The following is a 21,051-nucleotide window of genomic DNA, read 5'->3' as shown; positions in this document are numbered from 1 at the left end:
GTCTTGACGCCCTTGCCCCGCGCGAAGTGCTCGCGCCGGATCTTCGCCACCGTCTCCACTACCAACATCCCCGTCTCGATCCGCGGCTACACAAGCCGCCGATCTGGCCATCAAAGCCTCAAGGACAGGGGGTCATTTTTGGACGCCGAAACACATCGAGAAGTACGATCTCGCGCTCGCGGTTGATCGGTGGGCCATTCCCAATGGCATAACCGCAACAAACCCCTTTCTCCGCGATCCCATGGACGTCCTGTCCCAGGAAGATGTCGCATGAGGGAGGTCGTCGAGCATGTCGTCGCCAGGGAAAATCGGCTGCTATTTGGCCTGACGCCCTTCGACAACGAGAGCTTCCACGGCTTTACCGCACGACTGGCGGCCTGGAACCACTTCGACAGCCGCAAGCAGTTCCTGCTGAGCATGGCCTTCCCCCACTTGTTGGGGGGAGGCCTACAAGCGGCTCTGGAGGATCGGGGGCCACTGGCTTGGCGTCTCCGGCTGGACGAAGAGCAGCTGGGCCGGCTGACCGGTCGACACGATCCGGAGCTCGCCCGATATCGAGAGCTTGTCAGCATGGTTGCTCGGCGGGTTTCGCCGGCGGCGTTACGCGCGGCGCCATATCACCGGGCGAGTTGGATGCTCCAGTTGCCCTTCTGCCCGGAAAGCTGGGAGGTTCTCATGGACCATTGCCCTGCCTGTCAGCGGCGATTGGGATGGGAAAAGGTGCTGGCGATCGAGCAGTGCGATCATTGTGGTTTCGACCTTCGGACCGCCGCAGCAACTTCGGTCCCAAAGAGGCAACGGGCCCCGCTGGCCTTGATGGCGGGGTTGGTCAATCGGGACCCTGCATTGCGGCTTTCCCCACGCCTGACGCTCCCGCCTCATCTGGCGAACTGCTCGCCGCTCGAGGTCTTCGAGTTGGCGATGGTCTTCGCCAGAGCAATTGCCTTGATGCGAAGCCGGCTGAAATTGAGGGTGTGCTCGCCTAGCAAGAAGACCGCCTACATGGCGGCCGGCATGGACATCATCTGTCGATACCCGGAGTCGTTTGACGACCTGATGGGCGCGGCAAACGAGGCGCTGCCGAAGTTTTTCCAAACTGTCCGGGCTTACGGCGGCAACTCGGTTGGGATCTATCAGCGGCTTTTTTCCGATTCGGAACCGTGTCCGCACGGGCCAACGCGGCTTCGCCAGAAACGAGAAGGCGGCGGACAGCTCACGCTTCGCCAGGCGGCACAGCAACTGCGGCTGGAGAACCGGGATCTGCGCAAGCTGATCGACGAGGGGCTTATGGGGGCACCGAAAGGCCGGGGCGTCGTGCGCAAATGTCAGTGGCTCGATCCAAGTGAGGTGAGCAGCTGCGCGCGCCGGCTGGAGAGCCGAATGTCATTGCAGGAGTTTTCCCGCGCTTTCGGATTGCCCGTCCGCGGAGTTGCCCAGTTGGTCAGCCTGGGCGTCTTGCCTCGAAACCAGGATCCAATGGTGAAGGCGCTGCATCCCACCACCCAGCTTGATCGAAGCGCTGCGGAAGAGGTGGTCGGCCGACTTTTAGCGATACGCCGCGTTCCGACTCCGGAAGTGCCGGTCTGGCCGATCGAAGACATCTTCCATGGCGTTGGCGGCCAAGAAAAGCCTTGGGGGACAATGCTGCGAGCCGCCTTGGATCGGCAAATCCCTCTCTATTGCGACGAAGAGATTTCGTCTGGCCTCCACATCGGGAAGCTCCAGATTCCACAGGCGTTGGCCTGGGAGATCCTTGGGCGACGCCTCCCAGAGCTGTTGGAGGTCCCGGACCTTACGTCAGAGGAGCTGTCCGGGTCGCCAATGACCAGGATCGAGGTCGAGAGCTATCTCAACTGCTTTCCTCGGGACTTGTCCTGGCTCCTGGCCGAAAAGCATCTCTCCAAAGGCCTGACGCCCCAGGAGGTGGCCGTGCTGGGGCAAAGCATTATCAGCTCGCGCGAGATCAGTTGGCGCTGGCGCGTCTCGCCAGCGTTACGCGAGGCGCTCGCGAAAGAACATGGCATCGGAAGAACGCTCGGGCCTTTCTGGTCGCGAGCGGCGGTTGAGGAACACTTCGCTTCGAAGTTTCCGTTCGGCCGATCCACCTGAAGCTACCCGGAACCCGATGGCTGAAAGCGAACCTGTATCTACAAACCTATGCCACTCCTTGAATCGAACAGCGTCAGCCGTCTAGCTTCGACCGCTGCTGATGGGGGTGGGACCAATGGACGACAGCGAACGCAACTTCCATTTCAACAAGCAACCAAACACGACGTATTTTTCGAGGCGAATTGCACCGACTATCGGCGAGCCGCTGCGCATCCTCTCAAGCGTCGTCGAGACTGCTGGCGCACTACGCTTCGCCAAGGTGCGGAACGAGATCCTGCTTCGCGCCACCCCGGGAGGTCGCGTGGAAATCAAGGCGACGATCTTGGAGGATGATCGCAACGTCCAGACGCTCACAATTCAGAAGTTCACTCCCGCCTCCGGCCCGCATGACAAAGTCCACTTCAGTTTCCAGAACCGCGAAATAGATGCGCTTCTGGAGTTTATGGCGGGCGTGAAAACGATCGACTTCGGAGGAGATGGCAAGGGGAAGTTATCTCGCGACGCGGTGCGAACCGTCGTTCTGGATGCCGCTCAAGCTCATCAAATTTTCAGCACGAACCAAGACCTGTTCGTCGCGCTAGCCGAACGTGAGGATCTCCAACGAGACTTAGTGGCCATCGGATACCGACGCCGCCAGCTCGACCGGTTCGAGCGGATGCTAAACGATCCACAAGCGTTCGCGGCCGAACAAGCCCAATACGGCAAAACGCCGGAAGCCACATGGCAGGCGTTCTTCGAAGAGAACACGTGGATATTCGGCTACGGGCTAACCTACCAGTTCCTATCCGGCCTCGACGAAAGGCGATTGGAGCAGACCGTTCGCGGCGCGGACTTGTCAGGCTCAGGAAAACGTATCGACGCGCTGATGAAAACACGCGGCATCATCAGCTCCCTTTGCTTCGTCGAGATCAAGCGACACGATGCTGACCTGCTCGATGAGACAAAGCCCTACCGCTCGGGAGCCTGGGCGGTTTCCAGGGAACTGAGCGGCGGCGTCGCGCAAGTTCAGACCACTGTAGCCGACACTCTCGATCGTCTCTCTAGGGCAATAACGGTCAGCGACACAGACGGCGACCCTACCGGGGAACTGCTGTTCAACGTTCACCCCAAGTCGTTCTTGGTCATTGGCCAGCTCAGTGAGTTCCAGACCGAGCACGGCATCAACCAGGCTAAATTCCGGTCCTTCGAAATGTTTCGACGGGAGATGCGATCCCCGGAAATCCTGACGTTCGACGAACTGCTCAACCGCGCGCGGTTCATCGTCGACCACCCTGTGCAACCTGTCCCGGCAGATAGCCGCGGACACGAGTGATGATTTTGCGCCGAACGCTCCTTGCGAAAACGTAGAAGGTTTACCAGGTAAAACTTATAGCTTGGGGAGATCATTCTTTGCAAAAACACCGCCTTTATCGGAAGGAATCCTTCGCGCGTCGCCTTGTGACTAAGCGTCCAGGGGGAGCCGTTTTCTTCGTGGCGTTCGCCATGTACTTAGCTATCGTAGGTGCATGGCTCGGAAGCGGCTTCAATAAGGTGCTCCCGCCCTATGCAGAAGCGCTCACCACTGCGACACTTGGCGAGATTTTTTCTCCCACCGGCATCTATCTTGCGGCTTTCGTCTCGATGATGGGGGTCGGTAAATTCGCCGCCGGCCTTGCTGCCGGGGCTGCCGCAAGTCAGGCGCTTGTGTTCTGGACAGGCCGTCCGCTTCCGGTGTTCCGCAAATAGCCACTAGGCAAAGTAGCGGTAAGTCGAATTGGTACCGGAGCCTGTTCATTGCGACCCAGGGCCGATCTTAAGTTGGTGAGCCACTCAGAGGGTCAGCGTTAGGCTGTTTCGCCGAACTGGGGGCAAACGACCCACTCCGATGAAATCAACGCCTTACGCGGTCGGCGTTAAGTTGCGCCGACAGCCCGCTAGAACCTCGCGATCAGCGAGACTTCCATGCGGCGCTTCAGCGGGTCGTCTTCCGACCAGCGGTCGAAGAGGTTGCGCACGCCAAGCCGCAGTTCAGTCTCCGACGCGCCGGCGGGCCGGGGCAGTTCCCAGGCCAGGGAGAGGTCGACCGTGGCGCGTTCGGGCAGCGCTGTCGGGACGTTGGCGTCGATGTAGCGGACGGCGGCCGAGGCGGCGAAGTGGTCGGTCGTCCAGCGCGCGCCGACCGCGCCCCGCCACCTGGGCACGCCGCCGTCCGGCGTGCGCTTGTAGACGCCGGAGTCGGCGGGAAGGTTCAGGCGCAGCGTCGGCTGCCAGGTCAGGGCGGCGCTGAGGCCAAGGCGCCCGCCGGCCAGGTCCAGATCGTGCTCGGCGAGCATATCCACGGCCTGCATCAGGCTGGAGCCGCTGTTCTCGAAGAGGTCGCGCACCTCCAGGATGCGGCCGCCCGTATAGCCCCTGGCGCGGTCGGCGTCGGTCAGGGGCGCGCGGATCACCGCGCCGGGAAAGCGGTCCTCGTTGAGGATGTAGAAGTCGGCGCCGCGCGAGGCCTGCACGATCAGGTCGCGTCCCTCGATGCGCGTGTAGTCGACCGACAGGCGCGTGCGCGGCAGCAGCGGCGAGGCCAGCACCACGCCCGCCGAATAGGTTCGGGCCAGGTCGGGGCGAAGATCGGGCGGCGCGCCCCAGACGTAGCGGAACCAGCCTTCCGCATAGACGGGCTGGCTGGGATTGCGCTTGGGGTCGACGACGAAGCCGGTGGACATGCTGGTCGTGGTCGAGACCATGTGCGGCTCGGGCAGCTGCCCGCCCGAGGCGTAGGCCGCGCGCAGGATCAGGCCGTTGACGGGCTCGGCCTTCACGCCCAGCAGATAGAGGTCGGCCGACTTGTCCAGCGGCGGGGCGGGCGAGCCGTTGAAGATGCGGATGTGGCCGGCCTGGCGCCGGGCCGCGGCCTGGAGCTCCAGTCCCCGCACGCCCACCACGCCTTCCAGCGGCGCGCGCAGCTCGGCGAACAGCGAGCGCGAGCGGGCGGAGACGTGGTTGTCGGGGTGGTTGGAGAAATGCGGCAGCCCCTCCCACAGCTGCTGGGCGGTCAGCGACAGCGTCAGGTCGCGACCGCCGATCCGGGCGACCGGGCCCGAAGCGCGCAGCGAGATGTCCTCCAGTCGCGAGGCGGCGTAGGGCGACGCAGGCGCCCAGGCGGCCTCGTAGCGGGAGAGATCGGCCAGGAACCTGGCCTGGTCGCCGAACGGGTTAGGCGCGGGCCGGCCGTCGCCGGGCGCCACGCCGCTGGCCACCGTCGACCAGGCCAGCGCCTCGTAGCCGGTCTCGGCGCTGATGGTGGTGGTGCGGGCCCCGCCCACGGCGTAGTCGACGCCGCCGCGCCAGCGCGCCGGCAGGTCGAACACCAGCCCGGCCGTGAAGCGGCGCGAGATCACCCGGCTGCGGGTGTTTCCCGAGACGAAGGGCACGGGCGCGACCAGCTCGACGGGGCTCGTTCCCGACAGCTTCGCCGCCGCTCCCTGGCCCGGCGTCAGCCAGGTCGAGAACGCCCCGGAGGCGGTGGGATAGAGGTCCAGGCTGGAGAGATAGATGTAGTCGAGATAGGCCTCCGCGCCGCGCCACAGCCTCTGGCGGACATTGACCAGGACCGCATCGGTGCGGCTGTCGGTCGACAGCAGGCGGTCGCGGTGGGCCGGGGCCAGGCCCGGCGCCGACTGGCCGGCGTTGCCGATCAGCACCGTCTCGATCGGCGTCGAACCGTCGTAGTCGGCGGGGATGTAGCTCTTCAGCATCGAGACGCCGCCGACCGTGAAGGGGCCGTTGACGCCGAACAGGGTGATCCCGTTGCCCGGCGGCCGGCTGTAGGCCTGGCCGGACTTGAGCAGCGCGCCGTCCAGGGGGGCGTAGGCCTCCGCCCGATCGCCATAGGCCACGCCGTTGAAGCGCTTCTGGCCGTAGCGGACCATCACCGCCGTGCCGCCGTCGTCGGCGCCATAGCCGATCCGGGCGTCGAAGCGGCTGTAGCCGCCGTCGCCATCCTCGCCCACACCGGCGGTGGCCGCGACCTCGGCCCCGCGATAGTCGCGGTCGAGCACCAGGTTGACCACGCCGTTGACCGCGCCCAGGCCATAGACGGCGCCGCTGCTCGACCCCAGGGTCTCGATCCGGCCGATCGCGGCCAGCGGAATGGGGCCGACGTCGGCCTGCAGCAGGTAGTCGTAGTTCGGGATCGCCGGCATGCGCCGCCCGTCGACCAGCAGCAGGGTCCTGGACTGGGCGTTGGGATCGCGGAAGGCGAAGTTCGAGCGCGACGGCGGCAGGCCCTGCGCCGTGCGCGGGATCGACTGGCGGCTGTCGCCGTTGCTGGTCAGCCAGGTCTGCAGGAAGTCGTCGGCCGAATGGGACTGGGCGGCGCGCAGCGTGCTGCGCTCAAACACCCGATAGGGCTGGATGTCGTCGGGATCGCGCCGCTGGTCGACGTTCTGGGTGCGCACGCCCACGACCAGCAGTTCGGGCAAGGCCACCGGACCGGAGGTTTCCTCGGACGGCGCGCCGCGCCCGGCTTTCACCACATAGACCCCGGCCTCGACCCGTTCGAACCGCAGACCCGATCCGGCCAGCAGCCGCTCCAGCGCCTCGCTGGGCGTCAGGCGTCCCCGCAGGGCCGGCGCCCGCCGCGCGCCGATCGTGTCGGAAGAGACCAGGATCTCGATCTGCGCCTGGCGGCCCAGTTCGGCCAGCGCGCGGTTCAGCGGCTGGGCGCGCACGGTCACGCTCGCCGTGCGCTCGGCCGCCCAGGCGGGCGCTGCCAGCGCCCAGGCGCAGGCCGCCGTCGCCAGGGCCCGCACAAGGCCGCCATGTCCGCTTCGAAAGGTCACCCGACAACCTTGCAGAGACCCTCACCCGCCCATCGGCGCTGGTCTTGGAGAAGTGCCCGGGCAATAGAACGAACACTGTTATTCAGGCAAGCGTTTGAACGCGCCCCGCCGCTGTCGCGCGGCAAGCGAACACGAAACAGGGCGCGGAACCCGGTTCCGCGCCCTGCCCTGTCCGTGGTCGGATCAATCGGTCCGGCTATTGGCCCAGCAGCGTCTTTCGCCAGAACATGATGCTGGACCAGAAGTAGTAGTCGGCGTTTTCCTTCTTGCGGAAGACGTGGCCGTCGTTCTTGGCCAGCAGGTGCCAGGCCTGCCCGCCCTTGGCGCGGACGGCGGCGATCATCTGGTCGGCCTCGGAGGCCGGCACGCGCGGGTCGGTGCCGCCGGTGGCCACCAGCAGCGGGATGGTGATCTTGTCGACGCTGGTCAGCGGCGAGATCTTCATCAGCTGGGCGCGCTGCTTGGGATCGCGCTCGTCGCCGTACTCCACGCGGCGCAGGTCGCGCCGGTAGGACTGGGTGTTCTCGAGGAACGTGACGAAGTTGGAGATCGCGACGTAGCAGTTGGCGCCCTTCAGGCGCGGGCTGTAGTGCGTGGCCGAGGCGTAGCACATGTAGCCGCCGTAGGAGACGCCGTTGACCGCGAAGCGGTCGGCGTCCAGCGCCGGCTCCTTGGTCAGGGCGTCGAGGAAGGCCCCGATGTCCTTGACCGAGTCCTCGCGCTTGAACGGGCCGTTGTCGAGATTGACGAAGCGCTTGCCGTAGCCCGACGAGCCGCGGACGTTGGGGAAGAACAGCGCCACGCCCAGCTCGTTGACCAGATAGTTGTTGCCGCCGAGGAAGTCGGGGCGGGTCTGGCCTTCGGGGCCACCGTGGATGTCGACGATCAGCGGGCGCTTGCCGGGGAACTTGGCCGGATCGGGCTGATAGAGGAAGCCCGAGACCGTCTCGCCGTCGAAGCTCTTGATCTCCACCAGGCGCGGCTCGACGTTCTTGGCCGGATCCAGGCCGCCGGTCTCGCTGTGGGTCCACTGGGTGACCTTCAGCGTCTTGGGATCGATCGAGAAGGCGTCGCCGGCCACCTTGGCCGACGACATCGACAGGCCGATCTCGCCCCACGGCGAAATCTCGATGGCCGGACCGATGCTGTAGGGGATGACGCCGCCGGGCAGGCCCTCGACGGTGCGCACCGCGCCGCTGGCCAGGTCCAGCACCCGCACGCGCGAGACCCCGGCCTCGTTGATGGCGTAGACCGCGAAGCCGCCGTCGGGCGACAGGGCGAAGTCGGAGACGTCCCAGCGCGCTTCCTTGCTGACGGGGACGAAGGCCTTGGTCTTCGCGTCCAGGCGGCCAAGGCGCAGGAAGTCGCTGTCCTTGTCCGAGGTCAGCCACACCGAGCCGTCGTGGGCGTAGTGGGGATCGACGAACGAGGCCTTGGCCTTCGGGTCGGTCAGCGGAACCATCGCGCCGCTGGCGAGATCCAGCTCATAGACCATGGCCTCGTTGATCGACATGCGATTGAGCACCAGGGCCTTTTGGCCGTCGGCCGAGAAGTCGGCGATGTTCCAGCCGCCGCCGGCGACCTTGGCGACCAGGCGGTCGGTCTTGGGATCGCGCGGGTCGACCACATAGAGGTCCATGTCCGCGCCGTTGCGGCGCGAGGAGGCGTAGCCGACCTGCTTGCCGTCGGACGACCAGGCGCCGAACCAGTTGCGGCTCTTGCCGTCGGTCACCAGGCGCGGGCGGCCGTCGACCAGCAGGTAGAGCTGGTAGAACTCGTCGCCGCCGACGTCCTTCTGCAGCACCAGGGCGTCGCCGGCGGGAGACAGGGCGGCGGCCAGGATCGGCTCGGCCTCGAAGCTCAGCTGGCGGCGGTCGGCGTCGGGCTTGGCCACCGTATGGACCTGGTCGGTGCCGCCGAACCTGGTCTTGATCAGCATCGAGCGATCGGCCGGGTTCCAGCCCAGGAAGTTGGCGTGGCGGGCCTGCAGGTAGGGCGTGGTCGCCGAGACCAGCTCCTGCGGGATCGGCGGCAGGCCGTCGGCGACGATGGCGGCCGGAACGGCGGCCACGGGGCCGGTTGCGGGGGCCGTCTGGGCCATGGCGAGGCCGCCGCTCGCCGCCAGCAGGGCGAGCGTCAGGGGAAGGCGCGAGATCATGGGGAAATCACCAATCGAGGGGGTGAGGCGCCGCCGGCCACGGGGGACCGGCCGGCGGCGCTGGTATCGGCCGGGCCCGGAGCCTTGAGGGAAGGCTCCAGGCCGCCAGGGTCGGGCGCGCCCGGCGGGGGCGACGGACGCGTCCGGTCCCGGCGTTCCTAGAAGCGCATCCGCGCGCCCAGGGTCACGTAGCGGCCGATGACGTCGTAGTAGGGCGAGTAGAGCGAGCCGATCGGCGGCTCCTTGTCGAACAGGTTGGTGGCGTTGGCGTAGAGTTCGACGTTGTAGCCGTTGAACTCGGGCAGCTTGGCGCGCACGCCCAGGTCGACATAGGTGTAGGCCTTGATGTGGCCGTTCACGAGATCGACGGTGTTGTTGTAGTTGCCGGGCGAGATGTAGCGGGCCCGCAGGTTGGCCCCGAACACCGGACCCGAGTAGTCCAGGCTGCTGACGACCCGGAACTCCGGCACGCCCAGGCCGAACGAGTAGCCCTGCGAGCGGACGTAGTCGATCTCGCTGACGCCGTCGTTGGTGGTCAGGTTGTTGACCCAGGTGCCGACGGTGCGCAGGCGCAGGCGGCCGTCCAGGCTGGAATGCACGCGCGAGGCGTCCATCGAGTAGGACATCTCCACGTCGACGCCGTCGGTCTTGTAGTTCGACAGGTTGACGTAGGTGGAGACGATCCGGGTGATGGCGTTGGTGGCGCTGTCGCGGGTGATCCGCGAGCACATGTCCTGGTTGCCGGCGGCGCAGCGGGTGACGATGTCCTGGGCGCCGATCGTGGTGATCACGTCGTCGATGTCGATGTTGTAGTAGTCGACCGAGACGTTGAAGCCCGGAATCTGCGGCGGCGAATAGACGAAGCCGGCCGTGAAGGTCTTGGCCGTCTCCGGCTGCAGGGCCTGGTTGCCGCCGCCGTTGGTCAGCACGTAGACGCTGGAGCTGGTCACCGGGTCGACGATGGTGTTGTAGCCCGTCGTGCTGGTGGTGAAGAGCTCGGTCAGGTTGGCCGAACGGATGTCGCGCGACTGGGTGATCCGGCCCCGGAAGCCCGGGAAGAACTCGTTGGTCGCGCCCAGCTTCCACGACCAGATCGAGCCGGTGGTGTCGTAGTCGCTGATGCGGGCGGCCGCATTGACCTCCAGCTTGTTGAGCACCGGCACGTCGCGGACGACGGGCACCAGCACTTCGGCGAAGGCTTCCTTGACCGTGAAGCTGCCCGACATCGCCGAGAAGCTGAACGAGGTGAAGGCCTTGGCCGTGTCGAGGGCGCCGACCGAGCGATCGACCGACTCCTTGCGGGCCTCGCCGCCGACGGCGATCGAGACCGGACCGGCCGGCAGCTCGAAGGGCTCGCCGCGCAGGCTGAAGCCGCCGACGTCGAGCTTGGAGGTCTCGCGCATGCTGGGCGTGCCGGTGACGTAGGCGATCGCCGCGGCCGAGGGCGAGCCCTCGCCGAACAGGTTGATCGGCACGCAGTTGGTGGTCGGGTCGGTCAGGGCGATGCGGCAGACCGCCTGGCCGCTCGTCGGGCTGATCACCGAGTCCACGGCGTTGGCGTAGTTCTGGGTCAGCAGGAACCCGGGGGTGTCGATGTTGTTCTCGTTCTCCCCGTGGCTGTAGTAAGCGCTCCAGCGCCAGCCGTCGCCGAACGAACCGTCCAGCGCGATCGTGCCCTGGGTGGCCACGCGCTCGAAGTCGATGGTCGAGTACGACAGGTCGCTGTTGAAGCGGCCCATGGTGAACTGGGTCTCGTCGGCGTTGGCCAGGGCGGTGCGCACGGCGGTCGGCAGGAAGGCGTTGTCGGCCTTGATCGTCAGGTTGCCGCGGTTGTGGTCGCCGAACCAGATGTAGTCGTTCCACATGCGCGAGTGGCGCAGCTCGGCGGTCAGCTTGACGCTGTCGGTCAGGTCGTAGGTGACGCTGGCCATGGTCGCATAGCGGCGCTGGGGCGTGACCAGGGGCGACAGGTCGTCGTTCGAGGGGCCTTCGCCGCCGATCGAGTTGGTGCCGCTGACCGTGCCGTAGTCGAAGTCGCGCAGGCTGCCGTCGGGATTGAAGGCCTTGCCCTTCAGCACGCCCGACATGATCAGGCCGCCGTAGGCCGCGTTCGAGAAGCCCACGTCGGGCGCCAGCTTGTAGCGGCCGTCGCCGTTGGGAACGGTGGCCCAGCGGCCGATGTTGGGACGGCTGTTCTTGGGAACCACGCCTTCGTTGTTGAGGAACTCGCCGCCGATGACGAAGTGACCGCGCCCGTCGGCGAAGCCCGTGCCCCAGGCGCCTTCGACGCGCACCTGCTCGGCGTCGTCATAGGACGAGACGCCGCCCTCGACGCCCAGCTTCCCGCCGGTGAAGTTGCGGTCGATCATGATGTTGGCGACGCCGGCCACGGCGCCCGAGCCCCAGGCGGCCGATGCGCCGCCGGTGACGACGTCGACGCCCTTGACCAGCACGCTGGGCACCACGTTCAGATCGTTCTCGCCCGAGAAGCGGCGACCGTCGATCAGCACCAGGGTGCGGCTGATGCCCAGGCCCCGCAGGTCGAGCGGGGCGTTGCCGGCGCCGGTGTTGGTGCCGGTGGTCTGGGCCGAGGTGGTGGCGCGGAACTGCGGCAGGTCGTTCAGGGCCGCGGCGATGTTCGGGCGCGCGCCGACGGCCAGGTCGACGTCGGTGACGCGGACGGTCGGGGTCGGGGCCTGGAAGCCGGCGCGGTCGATGCGCGAGGCGGTGACGACGATCTCGCCGACGCTGTCGTCGGCCTTGTCGCCCGAGGTCTGGGCCAGGGCCGCGCCGTGCAGCGCCAGCGCCGCGGGCAGGATGCTCGCGCCGATCAGCAGGGCGCGGCGGGAGTGACGTGAAAATGCCAAGTGAGATCCCCTCTCAAACATGCAGTCGACAGTCGCCCCCGCCCCGGACGCCCATGAACTGGACGGTCCGGCAGCTGCGATCCGCCAGCGGCGCACCACGCGCCGCTCGCGAAACCGCAAGGCGTTCCTCTGCCCCCGCTGTCCTGTTGGCCTGAGAGATTCGGAACGCACCGCGCCCTTGCTCCTTCGGCGAGACGCTCCTCCTGGAGGCGCGCCTGCTTTCCAGCGTCCTTGTGCTCCGCGGTCCTTTTGCCTGAGCGTTTCCGGGGCGGTTGCGCCTTCGGCGTCGGGTCGAACCTGATCTCTTCCGCAAGAGCAGGATCAGTTAGGCCGGGCGTTCCGCTGTCGGCAAAACCGGTGGAAGCGGCATGTTTTCATCGCGCCGGCCGCGATGAGCGGGCACGTTCTTCCTGACGATCAACCCAGGGGGATCGGCCATCGCCCTGCGGTTTCAACCGATCAGGGGGGCGTGACAGGTCGGTGACAGCTTCGCGGCGCGGGCGCGAGCCGTAAAAATGGGCTGAGCCCCGGCCCAGCGGGTCAATTTGCACAAACATTTGGCGACAATTGCCCGCAATGCGGGCGCCTAGTCGCGATCGCCCCGCGCGCGGCGCCAGCGGGCCAGCATTTCCTCGCGCCGGCCCTGGTCGAAATTGGCCAGCAGGGCCGGCCCGACCCGTATCGGACGGCCGCCCGGCGGCGGGCGCGCGCCCAGCCCCTCGCGGATCGGCGTCAGCCGCGCCTGCGCCAGCCGCCGCTGCCCCTCCTCCGACATCAGGTAGTCGAGGAACAGGCGCGCGGCCTTGGGATGGGGCGCCGAACGGGTGATGAACGCCACCCGCGCGATCGACAGGTAATAGTCGTCGGGCACGACATAGCCGATATCCGGCCCCTGCCCGCGCGCCCACCAGTCTGCGTAGGAGCGGTTCATGTCATAGGCCAAGAGATGCCGGCCGGCCGTGACGCTGGCCAGGATCGGCGCGCCGGGCACGTAGAGCCCGGGATCCGAGCCCGCCAGGGCGTCATACAGCGCCCAGGCGTCCGGATAGACCACCGTGTCGCTCGACAGGTAGAGGAAGCCCACCCCGCTCTTTTCCGGATCGTACATGGCGATCCGGCCGCGCCAGCGGGCGGGGTCGTCGCGCAGGGCCGCCAGCAGCGCGGCGTGGCTGCGCGGCACGTCCTCTTCTTTCAGCAGACGCTTGTTGTAGGCGAAGACGATCGGCTCGGCGGTGACGCCGAACCCCTGGTCGCGCCACACCGCCCAGGCCGGCAGGTGGCGGGCCTCGGGGCTGCGGTAGGTCTGGGCGTAGCCGTCGTTGATCAGCTTGACCTGGATGTCCATCGACGAGCTCCAGGCCACGTCGGCCACCGGCGCGCCGCTGTCGGTCTCGGCCATCACTCGCGCCTGCAATGGCCGGGCGGCGACCTCGACCATGGTCAGCTTGATCTTGGGAAAGCGCTTGCGGAACCCCTCGGCCACCGGGCCGTAGACGCCGGTGTTGACGTAGACGACGACCTCGCCCTCGCGCTGGGCGCCCATGACGTCCCAGGCGCTGGTCGCCTGCCCCTCGACGCGCGGCGCGCACGCCACCGCCAGACCGGCGAGCCCCGCCGCGCCGATCAGGCCCAGCGCCCGGCGTCTCTTGACCTCGACTGTCAATCGGCGTCGGATGGCCGGCGCTCCCCTTGCTTTCGTCGTGACGCTACATCCCCGATGAAGATACTGGTTGTCGAGGATGATCCGCCTCTCCGCCGTTCGCTGACCGCCACCCTCGAGAGCGAAGGCCACGAGGCCGTCTGCGCCGAGACCGGCGAAGCCGCCCTCGCCCTGGCCCTGCCCGGCGACTTCGACGCCATGATCCTCGACATCGGCCTGCCCGACATCGACGGCTTCGAGATCCTGTCGCGCCTGCGCCGCGAGGGCTTTTCCACGCCGATCGTCGTGCTGACCGCGCGCGACGCCGTGCAGGACCGCATCGCCGGCCTCGACATGGGCGCCGACGACTACGTGCTCAAACCCTTCGACCCGTTCGAGCTGGTGGCCCGGGTGCGCGCCGTGGTCCGCCGCAAGAGCGGCTACGCCGCCCGCATCGTCACCCTGGGCACGCTGACCTGCGACTGGGAGGCCGGCGCGGCCTGGGTCGGCCAGCGGCGGCTGGACCTGCGCCCCCGCGAGTGGGCCGCGCTCAAGGCCCTGGCCATGCGCCCCGGACGGGTGGTCGACCGCGGCCAGCTGGCCGCCGAGGTGTTTCCCGACGAGCAGCCGGCCTCGCCCAACGCGCTGGAGGTGCATGTCGGCCGGCTGCGCCGCAAGCTGCAGCCCGACGGCCCGCAGCTGCAGACCCTGCGCGGCGCCGGCTACCGGCTGGATCCGTGAGGCGCCGCCGCCCGCCCAGCCTCGTCGCCCGCCTGCTGATCGCCCAGGTGGCGCCGCTGGCTCTGCTGGGCGCGGCGCTGGCCCTGGCCGGCGCCCTGGCCGCCCACCAGGTGGTGGAAAAGACCTCCGACCGGCTGCTGGCCGGCTCGGTGGCCTCGATCGTCGCCCAGATCGGCGCCGAGGACGGCCGCGCCAAGGTCGCCCTGCCGCCCTGGTCGCTGGGCCTGCTCGACAGCCCCGAGCGCGACGCGGTGTTCTACGCCGTGCGGCAGGGGCCGCGCCTGGTGACCGGCTATGACGACCTGCCTCACCCGCCGGCCCCGCCGCCCAACGAGACCGACTTCGCCTATGCCCAGATGCGCGGCTATCGCGTGCGCATCGCCCAGGCCACGGTGATGGTGCCGGGCGTGGCCGAGCCCGTCGTGGTCGCCGTCGCCCAGAGCCTGGACTCCCGCCGCGCCAGCGTGCGCGAGCTGCAGTTCAACTTCATCATCCTGCCGCTGCTGCTGGTGCTGGTCGCCGCGGCCCTGGTGATCCCGGCCGTGACCTGGGGCCTGGCGCCCTTGCGCAGCCTGACCGCCGACCTGACCCGCCGCGCCCAGTCCTCGCGGCCCGACTTCGCGCCGGTGCGCGACCTGGACGCCCCGGCCGAGCTGTCGCCGGTGGTGGCGGCCTTCAACCACCTGATGCCCAGCCTGGAGCGCTTCACCAAGGCGCTGGAGCGGTTCTCGGCCGACGCCTCGCACCAGCTGCGCACGCCTTTGTCGGTGATCATCGCCAACCTGGCCCTGGTCGAGCGCTCGATCGAGACCGAGCCGCAGAAGTCGCTGCTGAGAGACTCGATGGCCGCGGCGGCCAACCTGCGCCAGGTGCTAAGCCAGCTGCTGGCCCTGGCCCGCTCGGAGGCGGCCGCCGTCGAGGGGCAGAGCGACCTGCGGCTGCTGGTCGAGACGATCGCCGCCGAGGTGGCGCGAGACTATCCGGACGTGATCTTCCGCCGCCGCCTGCCCGAGACCGCCATCGCCGCCGGCAATGCGGTGCTGGTCGGGGAACTGCTGCGCAATCTGGTGTTCAACGCCTGCGCCTATGGGCGGGGCGCGGTGTCGCTGGTGGTCGCCGCCGAGAACGCGGGGCCAAGGCTGACGCTGTGGGACCACGGCCCCGGGGTCGAGCCCCAGGAGATCGGCGCCATCTTCAGCCCGTTCTTCCGGGGCAAGAGCAAGGCGGCGACCAACGGCGCCGGGCTTGGCCTGGCGATCGTGCGCTCGATCGCCCAGCGCCTCGACATCGGCCTGGCCGCGCGCACGCGCTCGCCACGGCCGGGCCTTGTGGTGGAACTGAGGTTCGCCGCCGCCGACTAGGCGGTGGCGATCATGCGGCGGAAGATGTCGTCCAGGCGCGCGCTGGCCGGCTTGGCGGCGACGGGGGCGGCCGGGGCGGGCGCCGGCTCGGGCTCGCAATAGGCCTTGAGGAAGCCGGACTCGACGGTCACCGCGTCCTCGTTGGCGGCCGGAGGGCAGCCGAAGACGTTGCGCAGGGCCAGGGCCATCGCCTCGCCTTCGCTGAGGGCGGCCTGGGCCTCGACCACCGGGGCTGCGTCGTCGAAGACCTGCTCGAACACCTGATAGGGCAGGTTCGCCTGGTTGATCATCGAGAAGAGACGGTTGACATCACCAGCCATGGCTCGGCTCCACCGCTTCCAGCGGCACGGGGTTAAGGTCTTTTGCCTCCCTTCTCCCGACCCGCCATTTCGGCGAGCAGGACAAGGGCCGAAGAGTAGTACGTGCGATCCGGCGACGCTCCCCGCAGCGCCTGGATCAACGGGTCGTTCAGCGCCAGGGCGGCGATGGCGACACCCCCGCCAGATAGCGGAAAGTCGGCTTCATGACCGTCGGACATATTGACCCATGCCGGTGGCGCTTTTTGGGCTTGAATCTTTCCGCGCCAATACGCGGCGGTTTCGCGCGCCAGCGAATCTTCTCCCCCCCAGGCCAGGTACAGGGGCACGCGAATGGCGTCGAAACCGAATAATGGAGGTTTTTCAGGCGCTAAGGCCAAGCCGCCGTCAGCCCGCACCAGAAGCCAGTCGGGAGGCAGTTTCTGAGCGCCGAACCGCCCCTCCCGAGCCAGTTTCACCCCGTCGGCGACCAGGGTGCGCCAAGGCGCCGCAGCTCCGTCCTCGGCAGCGAAATCCTTCAGCGCCGGCAGCACGAAATAGGACGGGTTGACGACCACGCCCGCCGGGCCGCGGAAGCCCTCCAGGCCCGGCAGCAGCACGGTGCGACCGCCCACCTCGACCACCAGCCGCTCGGCCACCGCCTCGCGCATGGCCCTGGAGGCGGCCAGGTACTCGTCGTTCTTCCACCGCCGCCCGGCCCGCAGCAGCGCCCAGGCCGCCAGGATGTCACCGTCCGAGGCGTTGTTCTCGTCGGCGACGGCGGGATTGGCCCGGGGGTCGTAGCGCCAGGCCAGCAGCGGCGCGTTCTTGCGGACGAGGTTGGCCCGGGTCCAGCCCCAGGCCTTGTCGAAGGCCTCGCGGTCGCCGTGCCCCTCGGCCAGCAGCATGGTCCAGCCCTGGCTTTCGCTGTGGCTGACGCCGCCGTTCTCGGGATCGATGGTGCGGCCGTCGGGCTGCACATAGGCCGTCTTGAACTGCGCCCAGCCGTCCGGCGGCCGCGCGCAGGCCCCCGAGCCGCCGCACGCCGCGACCAGAGCCACCATCAGCAGCCTAGACCCGGTGCTCGAACACCAGCGGCGAAGCCAGGGGATCACGGCAGGTGGTGACCCCGCCCGGGCTTCCCTGCGCCGCCAGCCAGGCGCCGTAAGCGCCCGCCAGAAGCTCGGCCATGAGCGGAGGCCAGGCGCGCTTGTCGTCGTCTTCGAGAACATTCGGACAGGCCCCATGGGTGATGAGGATGTGGTCTTCGGCCACGGCGAGCTGCACCCAGCCCCAGTCCATGGCGTCGAGGATCTCGTTCAGCCGCGCCTCCAGCTCGTCCAGCGTCTCGAGCTTGGGCAGGGCGTGGCGGCGGGCCATCCGCTCGCCCGTGGCGCACAGGAAGCGCTTGACCGCGCCCTGGTCGCCGACCGCCGCCAGCTCGTCGGCCAGCGACGCCAGGAACGGCGCCCACTGGCCGCTGACCCGCCGCCGGCGCAGGTAGCCGAGGTCCTTGGACCGAGGATCGAACTCGCTGGCGCTCATCGGCCGCCGTCTCCGCCGAGGATCTGCTTCACGCCCACGCTGACCGCGGTCTCGTTGTAGACGCCGAAGGTGTTGAAGTTGACCGCGCCGCCGATACTGGCGCCGGGCCGGAACTGGTAGTCGGCCGACAGCCCGCCGGAGATCCCGAAACCGCTGGCGCTCTGGGCCAGGTAGCGCGGGAAGACGTCGGCGTCGGCCTGGGCCAGCGTGGTCAGCTCGCCCTGCAGCGCCGGGTCCATCGGGAAATAGGCCGCGCCGGCCTGGTTGTAGGTCTGGTAGCCGGGCGCGATGGCGCCCTTGAACTTCCACGGCCCTTGCCTCGCCGTCACGCTGATCGGCGCGGTCAGGCTGGTGAAGGTCTTGGGGCTGAAATAGCCGCCATGGCCCAGGCTGAAGAAGTTCTGGTTGTTGTCGAAGCCTTGCTGGTTGAGGTTGAAGCCGACCTGCACTTCGGTTTCGCCGCGGCGATAGGGTCGGATGTAGCCGCCCAGATTGACCTGGTAGCCGTCGTTGTCGGCCACGTGCTCGCCGTCGTAGTGGCTGTAGCTGGCGTCGCCGTAGAGGCCCGAATAGCCGTCGTCATACGACAGGCTGACCCCGCCGCCGGTGCGCATCACCTTGCCCCAGCGCTGGCCGGTGACCGGGTCGCGGGCGCCGGCATAGGCCACCACGCTGTCGGTGACCGGGCGACGCTCGATCCAGGCCTTGCCCTGGCCATTGGCGCCCAGGCGCGGCGAGAAGGTGACGCCGCCGGCCACGTCGACATCGCCAAAACCGATCGGCGTCGTGCCGATGTCGGCCTTCAGCGGACCGGCTTCCATGGCCAGGTTCACCGCCGCGCCCGAGGCGCTCTGCGGCGAGGCGGCGCGATAGACAGGCGCGAACTCGCCGACGATGGCGCGGGCGTTGACGATCTGGTTGCCGCCATAGCGCTGCTCGGCCGAGCCCGAGGGCGTGCCGCCGTCGATGCTGACCGGCGAGATCGAGGCGGTGAACCGCACTTCGCCCAGGTTGGCGGATGCGGAGGCGGTGGCCGACAGCTCGTGCAGCCGTCCAAGGCCCGCCTCGCCCGAGCGAGTGCGGATCTGGGCCGAGCCGGCGACCTGCGCGGCGGTGCGGGCGGTGATCTCGGCGATCTGGCGGTCGATGTCGCCGACCACGGGATCGCGGGCGGCCGGAGCGACGAAGGGATTGCCCGGCGCGGGCGCGACGGTGCTGGTCGGGCGCGGCGAGGCCGCCTCGCCCGCGCGGCCGTTGCGGCCGGTGAAGGGGAAGGCCAGGCCCGCGAAGTTGCGCTCGCCGTTGGTCGAATAGGTGGGCGCGGACGCAGGCGCCGCCGGGGTCAGCACGCCCGCCAGCTGGTCGCCGCCCGAGGCGACGTCGACGCCCATCAGCGGCGCGGCGGCGGCCGAACCCATCAGGTCGTAGCGGCTGGCCGCCACCGGCAGCACCGGCGAGGCGCGGGCCGGAACGCCGCCGCTGGTGAAGGGGTTGGGGCCCAGCCCCCCGCCCGGCGTCGCGTTGGAGCCGCCCGGCGCCAACACCGCGTCGAGGCCCGAGCCGAAGGTCGGGCGGCGCTCGCGCAAGGCCCGAGCGGCGCGCAGGGCTTCCAGGGCGCCGCGCTCGTTCCCGGCCTGCCGCTCGACCCGGGCCGAGGCCAGATAGAGATCGGCGTCGCGCGGCGAGGCGGCGATGGCCTGGGCCAGGGTGCGGCGGGCGCCGGCCAGGTCGCCCCGGCCGGCCGAGGCGTCGGCCAGGCCGATCAGGGCCTCCTTGTCGCCCGGCTTGGCCCGCAGCAGCACGCCGTAGGCCTGGGCGGCCTCGTCGTACATCCGGCCGTCGACATAGACGCGGCCCAGCGGGGCCAGCAGGCGGGTGTTCTTGGGGGCCACGGCGAAGGCGGCCGACAGCACGTCGAACGCGCTGGCCAAGTCGCCGGACGCGCGCAGGCGGTCGGCCCGCTCGGCGCCCAGGGTGGCGGTCAGGTCGGCGACGGCGCGGGAGCCCTCGGGCGCGTTTCCGGCGCGGGTGGCGGCCTGGCGGATGATGGCGGCGGCCTCGGCGTCGCGGCCAGCCTTGGCCAGCACCGCGACCATGCCGTCATAGCTGGTCGGCGTCTCGGTGACGCCCTCGACCAGGGTGCGCTGGGCGATCGAGAGCGCGGTCTGGCGGTCGCCGAGGTCGTAGAGGGCCGAGGCCAGCCGGCCCTCGGCGTCGACCGACAGGCCCGGACGGGCCGCGAGCGCCCGCAGCGTGGCGACGCCCCCGCCCTCGCGGGCCTGGTCGATGGCCGCGTCGATCTCCAGCCGGCCGCGCAGGGCCGTCATCTCCGGCGTCATCCGCCCGACCGGCGCGCGGTTCAGCTGGGCCAAGGCCTCGGCGGGCCGCCCCTGCTGGTCGGCGAAGACGGCCGAGGCGTGGATCTGCTCCAGCGAGGTTCCGGTCGCGACCTGGGACATCAGCCCCTCGGCGGCCTGGGCCTCGCCTTGCCCGGCCAGGAATCGGGCGAAGTCGAGCCGCACCCAGGGATCGCTCGGCGCCGACGCCAGGGCGCTCTCGAAGGCGGCGTTGGCGCCCGACAGGTCGCCGTTGGCCCACAGCTGGTTGGCGCGCTCGTGGTCGATGCGGCCGCGCAGCACGTTCTGGCCGCTGGCGTCGGGGGCCAGGGCCGGCGAAGCGGCGGCGACGGTCTCGGCCTCGGCGGTGCGGCCCTGGTCGAGCAGCACCTGGACCAGCCCCTGCTGGGCCTCGGCCTGGGTCGGGGCGGCGGCCAGGATCTGGCGATAGACGCTCTCGGCCTCGGCGGCCTTGCCCTGCCGGCGCAGCGACTCGGCCAGCAGGTTCGAGGCCAGCAGGCGGTCGGGATAGGTCTGGGCGGTCAGCGGCCGCAGGGTCTGCTCGGCCTTGGCCGCTTGGCCCTGGTCGAGCGCCGCCTGGGCGGTCTGCAGGCCGGAATAGAAGCGGGCGCTGGTCAGGGCTTCCTTCCAGCGGCCAGCGCTGGCGGGGCTGGCGCGGCCGGCCCGGGTCAAAAGGTCGGCGGCCTCGGTGAACTGCTGGGCCTGAAGGCGCACCAGGCCAAGCCCGCCCAGGGCGTCGGCGTCGCCCGCCCGTCGCGCCAGGGCCGCCTGGAAGCGGCGCTCGGCCTCGGCGGCGTCGCCGGCCTGCAGGGCCTGGAAGCCCTTGGCCCGGTCGCCGGCCGACGGATCGACGGGCGCGGCCGCGCTGGCCTTGGGGGCGGTCCTGGCGGCGGCCAGCTTGCGCGAGATCTCCGCGTCGTTGGGACGGGCCGCCAGGTAGTCGCCGAACAGGTCGGCGTTGCGCGGGCTGTCGTCCATCCAGGTCAGGGCCTGGCGCCAGGCGCTGGCGGCCTTGCCCGACACCGCGCCGCCGCCGCCCGCCAGGCGGGCCAGCAGGGCCACGCCCTCGCGGCGGCTGCCTTCGCGATAGGTCAGGGCCTGGCCCAGGGCCAGCTGCACGTTCTGGTCGCCGGGCTTGCGGGCGGCCAGGGCGCGCAGGCC

13 protein-coding genes and 2 riboswitches are annotated in these 21,051 nt (G+C 69.3%); of the genes, 5 read left to right on the top strand and 8 right to left on the bottom strand.

The genetic code is table 11. The annotated features are described in order from the left end of the window. Positions 1–270: 270 nt before the first annotated feature. The 3 genes from AC1DCG_RS22105 (at position 271) to AC1DCG_RS22095 (ending at position 3,834) form a co-directional block, all read left to right on the top strand. A complete protein-coding gene (locus tag AC1DCG_RS22105) occupies positions 271–2,109 on the top strand; it encodes a hypothetical protein (RefSeq protein WP_476869937.1) in 1,839 nt (612 codons plus the stop codon). 115 nt (positions 2,110–2,224) lie between these two features. Further along, positions 2,225–3,421 carry a Shedu immune nuclease family protein gene (locus AC1DCG_RS22100; RefSeq protein ID WP_476869938.1) on the top strand — a complete coding sequence of 399 codons (1,197 nt, stop codon included), beginning with the start codon at positions 2,225–2,227 and terminating at the stop codon, positions 3,419–3,421. Between the two features lie 158 nt (positions 3,422–3,579). Continuing rightward, positions 3,580–3,834, top strand: a complete 255-nt coding sequence (locus AC1DCG_RS22095) for a hypothetical protein (protein WP_476869939.1) — start codon at positions 3,580–3,582, stop codon at positions 3,832–3,834. A 188-nt stretch (positions 3,835–4,022) separates the two neighbouring features. On the opposite strand, the gene AC1DCG_RS22090 is transcribed toward AC1DCG_RS22095, so the two are convergent. The 4 genes from AC1DCG_RS22090 to AC1DCG_RS22075 all read right to left on the bottom strand — a co-directional run bounded on the left by AC1DCG_RS22090 (position 4,023) and on the right by AC1DCG_RS22075 (position 13,614). Further along, the gene (locus AC1DCG_RS22090; RefSeq protein ID WP_477031412.1) at positions 4,023–6,926 is read right to left on the bottom strand and encodes a TonB-dependent receptor; all 2,904 of its coding nucleotides are present in this window, start codon (positions 6,924–6,926) and stop codon (positions 4,023–4,025) included. Positions 6,927–7,122: 196 nt separating this feature from the next. Beyond that, entirely contained in the window at positions 7,123–9,084 is a 1,962-nt protein-coding gene (locus tag AC1DCG_RS22085) for a S9 family peptidase (RefSeq protein WP_477031411.1), read from the bottom strand. Positions 9,085–9,242: 158 nt separating this feature from the next. Then, on the bottom strand, positions 9,243–11,951 hold the full coding sequence (locus AC1DCG_RS22080; protein ID WP_477041673.1) for a TonB-dependent receptor domain-containing protein: 2,709 nt from the start codon (positions 11,949–11,951) through the stop codon (positions 9,243–9,245). A 136-nt stretch (positions 11,952–12,087) separates the two neighbouring features. Continuing rightward, positions 12,088–12,179: riboswitch (glycine riboswitch) on the bottom strand. Between the two features lie 3 nt (positions 12,180–12,182). After that, positions 12,183–12,271, bottom strand: a riboswitch (glycine riboswitch). Between the two features lie 266 nt (positions 12,272–12,537). After that, positions 12,538–13,614: an ABC transporter substrate-binding protein gene (locus tag AC1DCG_RS22075; protein WP_477031409.1), complete on the bottom strand. Its 1,077-nt coding sequence runs from the start codon at positions 13,612–13,614 to the stop codon at positions 12,538–12,540. 54 nt (positions 13,615–13,668) lie between these two features. Between AC1DCG_RS22075 and AC1DCG_RS22070 the strand changes: the two genes are divergently transcribed. Continuing rightward, positions 13,669–14,331 (top strand): response regulator transcription factor, encoded by a 663-nt coding sequence (locus AC1DCG_RS22070; RefSeq protein WP_165257104.1) that lies wholly within the window; start codon positions 13,669–13,671, stop codon positions 14,329–14,331. Beyond that, positions 14,328–15,692: a sensor histidine kinase gene (locus AC1DCG_RS22065; protein ID WP_477031408.1), complete on the top strand. Its 1,365-nt coding sequence runs from the start codon at positions 14,328–14,330 to the stop codon at positions 15,690–15,692. Before AC1DCG_RS22070 ends, AC1DCG_RS22065 begins: the two co-directional genes overlap by 4 nt. Here AC1DCG_RS22065 and AC1DCG_RS22060 read toward each other — a convergent pair. The 4 genes from AC1DCG_RS22060 to AC1DCG_RS22045 form a co-directional block, all read right to left on the bottom strand. Beyond that, entirely contained in the window at positions 15,689–16,012 is a 324-nt protein-coding gene (locus AC1DCG_RS22060; RefSeq protein ID WP_477031407.1) for a hypothetical protein, read from the bottom strand. The genes AC1DCG_RS22065 and AC1DCG_RS22060 overlap by 4 nt on opposite strands. A 32-nt stretch (positions 16,013–16,044) precedes the next feature. Then, positions 16,045–17,052 (bottom strand): family 8 glycosyl hydrolase, encoded by a 1,008-nt coding sequence (locus AC1DCG_RS22055; RefSeq protein WP_477031406.1) that lies wholly within the window; start codon positions 17,050–17,052, stop codon positions 16,045–16,047. A gap of 7 nt (positions 17,053–17,059) precedes the next feature. Next, positions 17,060–17,533 (bottom strand): cellulose biosynthesis protein BcsD, encoded by a 474-nt coding sequence (gene bcsD / locus AC1DCG_RS22050; protein ID WP_477031405.1) that lies wholly within the window; start codon positions 17,531–17,533, stop codon positions 17,060–17,062. Then, positions 17,530–21,051, bottom strand: a 3,522-nt coding sequence (locus AC1DCG_RS22045; protein WP_477041672.1) for a cellulose biosynthesis protein BcsC, incomplete at its 5' end; no start/stop codon positions are given. The genes AC1DCG_RS22045 and bcsD, both read right to left, overlap by 4 nt.

Source organism: Caulobacter sp. 10L414, from assembly GCF_056395525.1.
Note: the sequence above shows the minus strand (reverse complement) of the source record. Positions and strands in the feature narration are given on the sequence as shown.

What these genes read in the sequence shown, in the direction of transcription:
- AC1DCG_RS22105 (WP_476869937.1), top strand. Translation starts at nt 271, where the DNA reads ATGAGGGAGGTCGTCGAGCATGTCGTCGCCAGGGAAAATCGGCTGCTA.
- AC1DCG_RS22100 (WP_476869938.1), top strand. Translation starts at nt 2,225, where the DNA reads ATGGACGACAGCGAACGCAACTTCCATTTCAACAAGCAACCAAACACG.
- AC1DCG_RS22085 (WP_477031411.1), bottom strand. Translation starts at nt 9,084, where the DNA reads ATGATCTCGCGCCTTCCCCTGACGCTCGCCCTGCTGGCGGCGAGCGGC.
- AC1DCG_RS22070 (WP_165257104.1), top strand. Translation starts at nt 13,669, where the DNA reads ATGAAGATACTGGTTGTCGAGGATGATCCGCCTCTCCGCCGTTCGCTG.
- AC1DCG_RS22060 (WP_477031407.1), bottom strand. Translation starts at nt 16,012, where the DNA reads ATGGCTGGTGATGTCAACCGTCTCTTCTCGATGATCAACCAGGCGAAC.
- AC1DCG_RS22055 (WP_477031406.1), bottom strand. Translation starts at nt 17,052, where the DNA reads ATGGTGGCTCTGGTCGCGGCGTGCGGCGGCTCGGGGGCCTGCGCGCGG.
- bcsD (WP_477031405.1), bottom strand. Translation starts at nt 17,533, where the DNA reads ATGAGCGCCAGCGAGTTCGATCCTCGGTCCAAGGACCTCGGCTACCTG.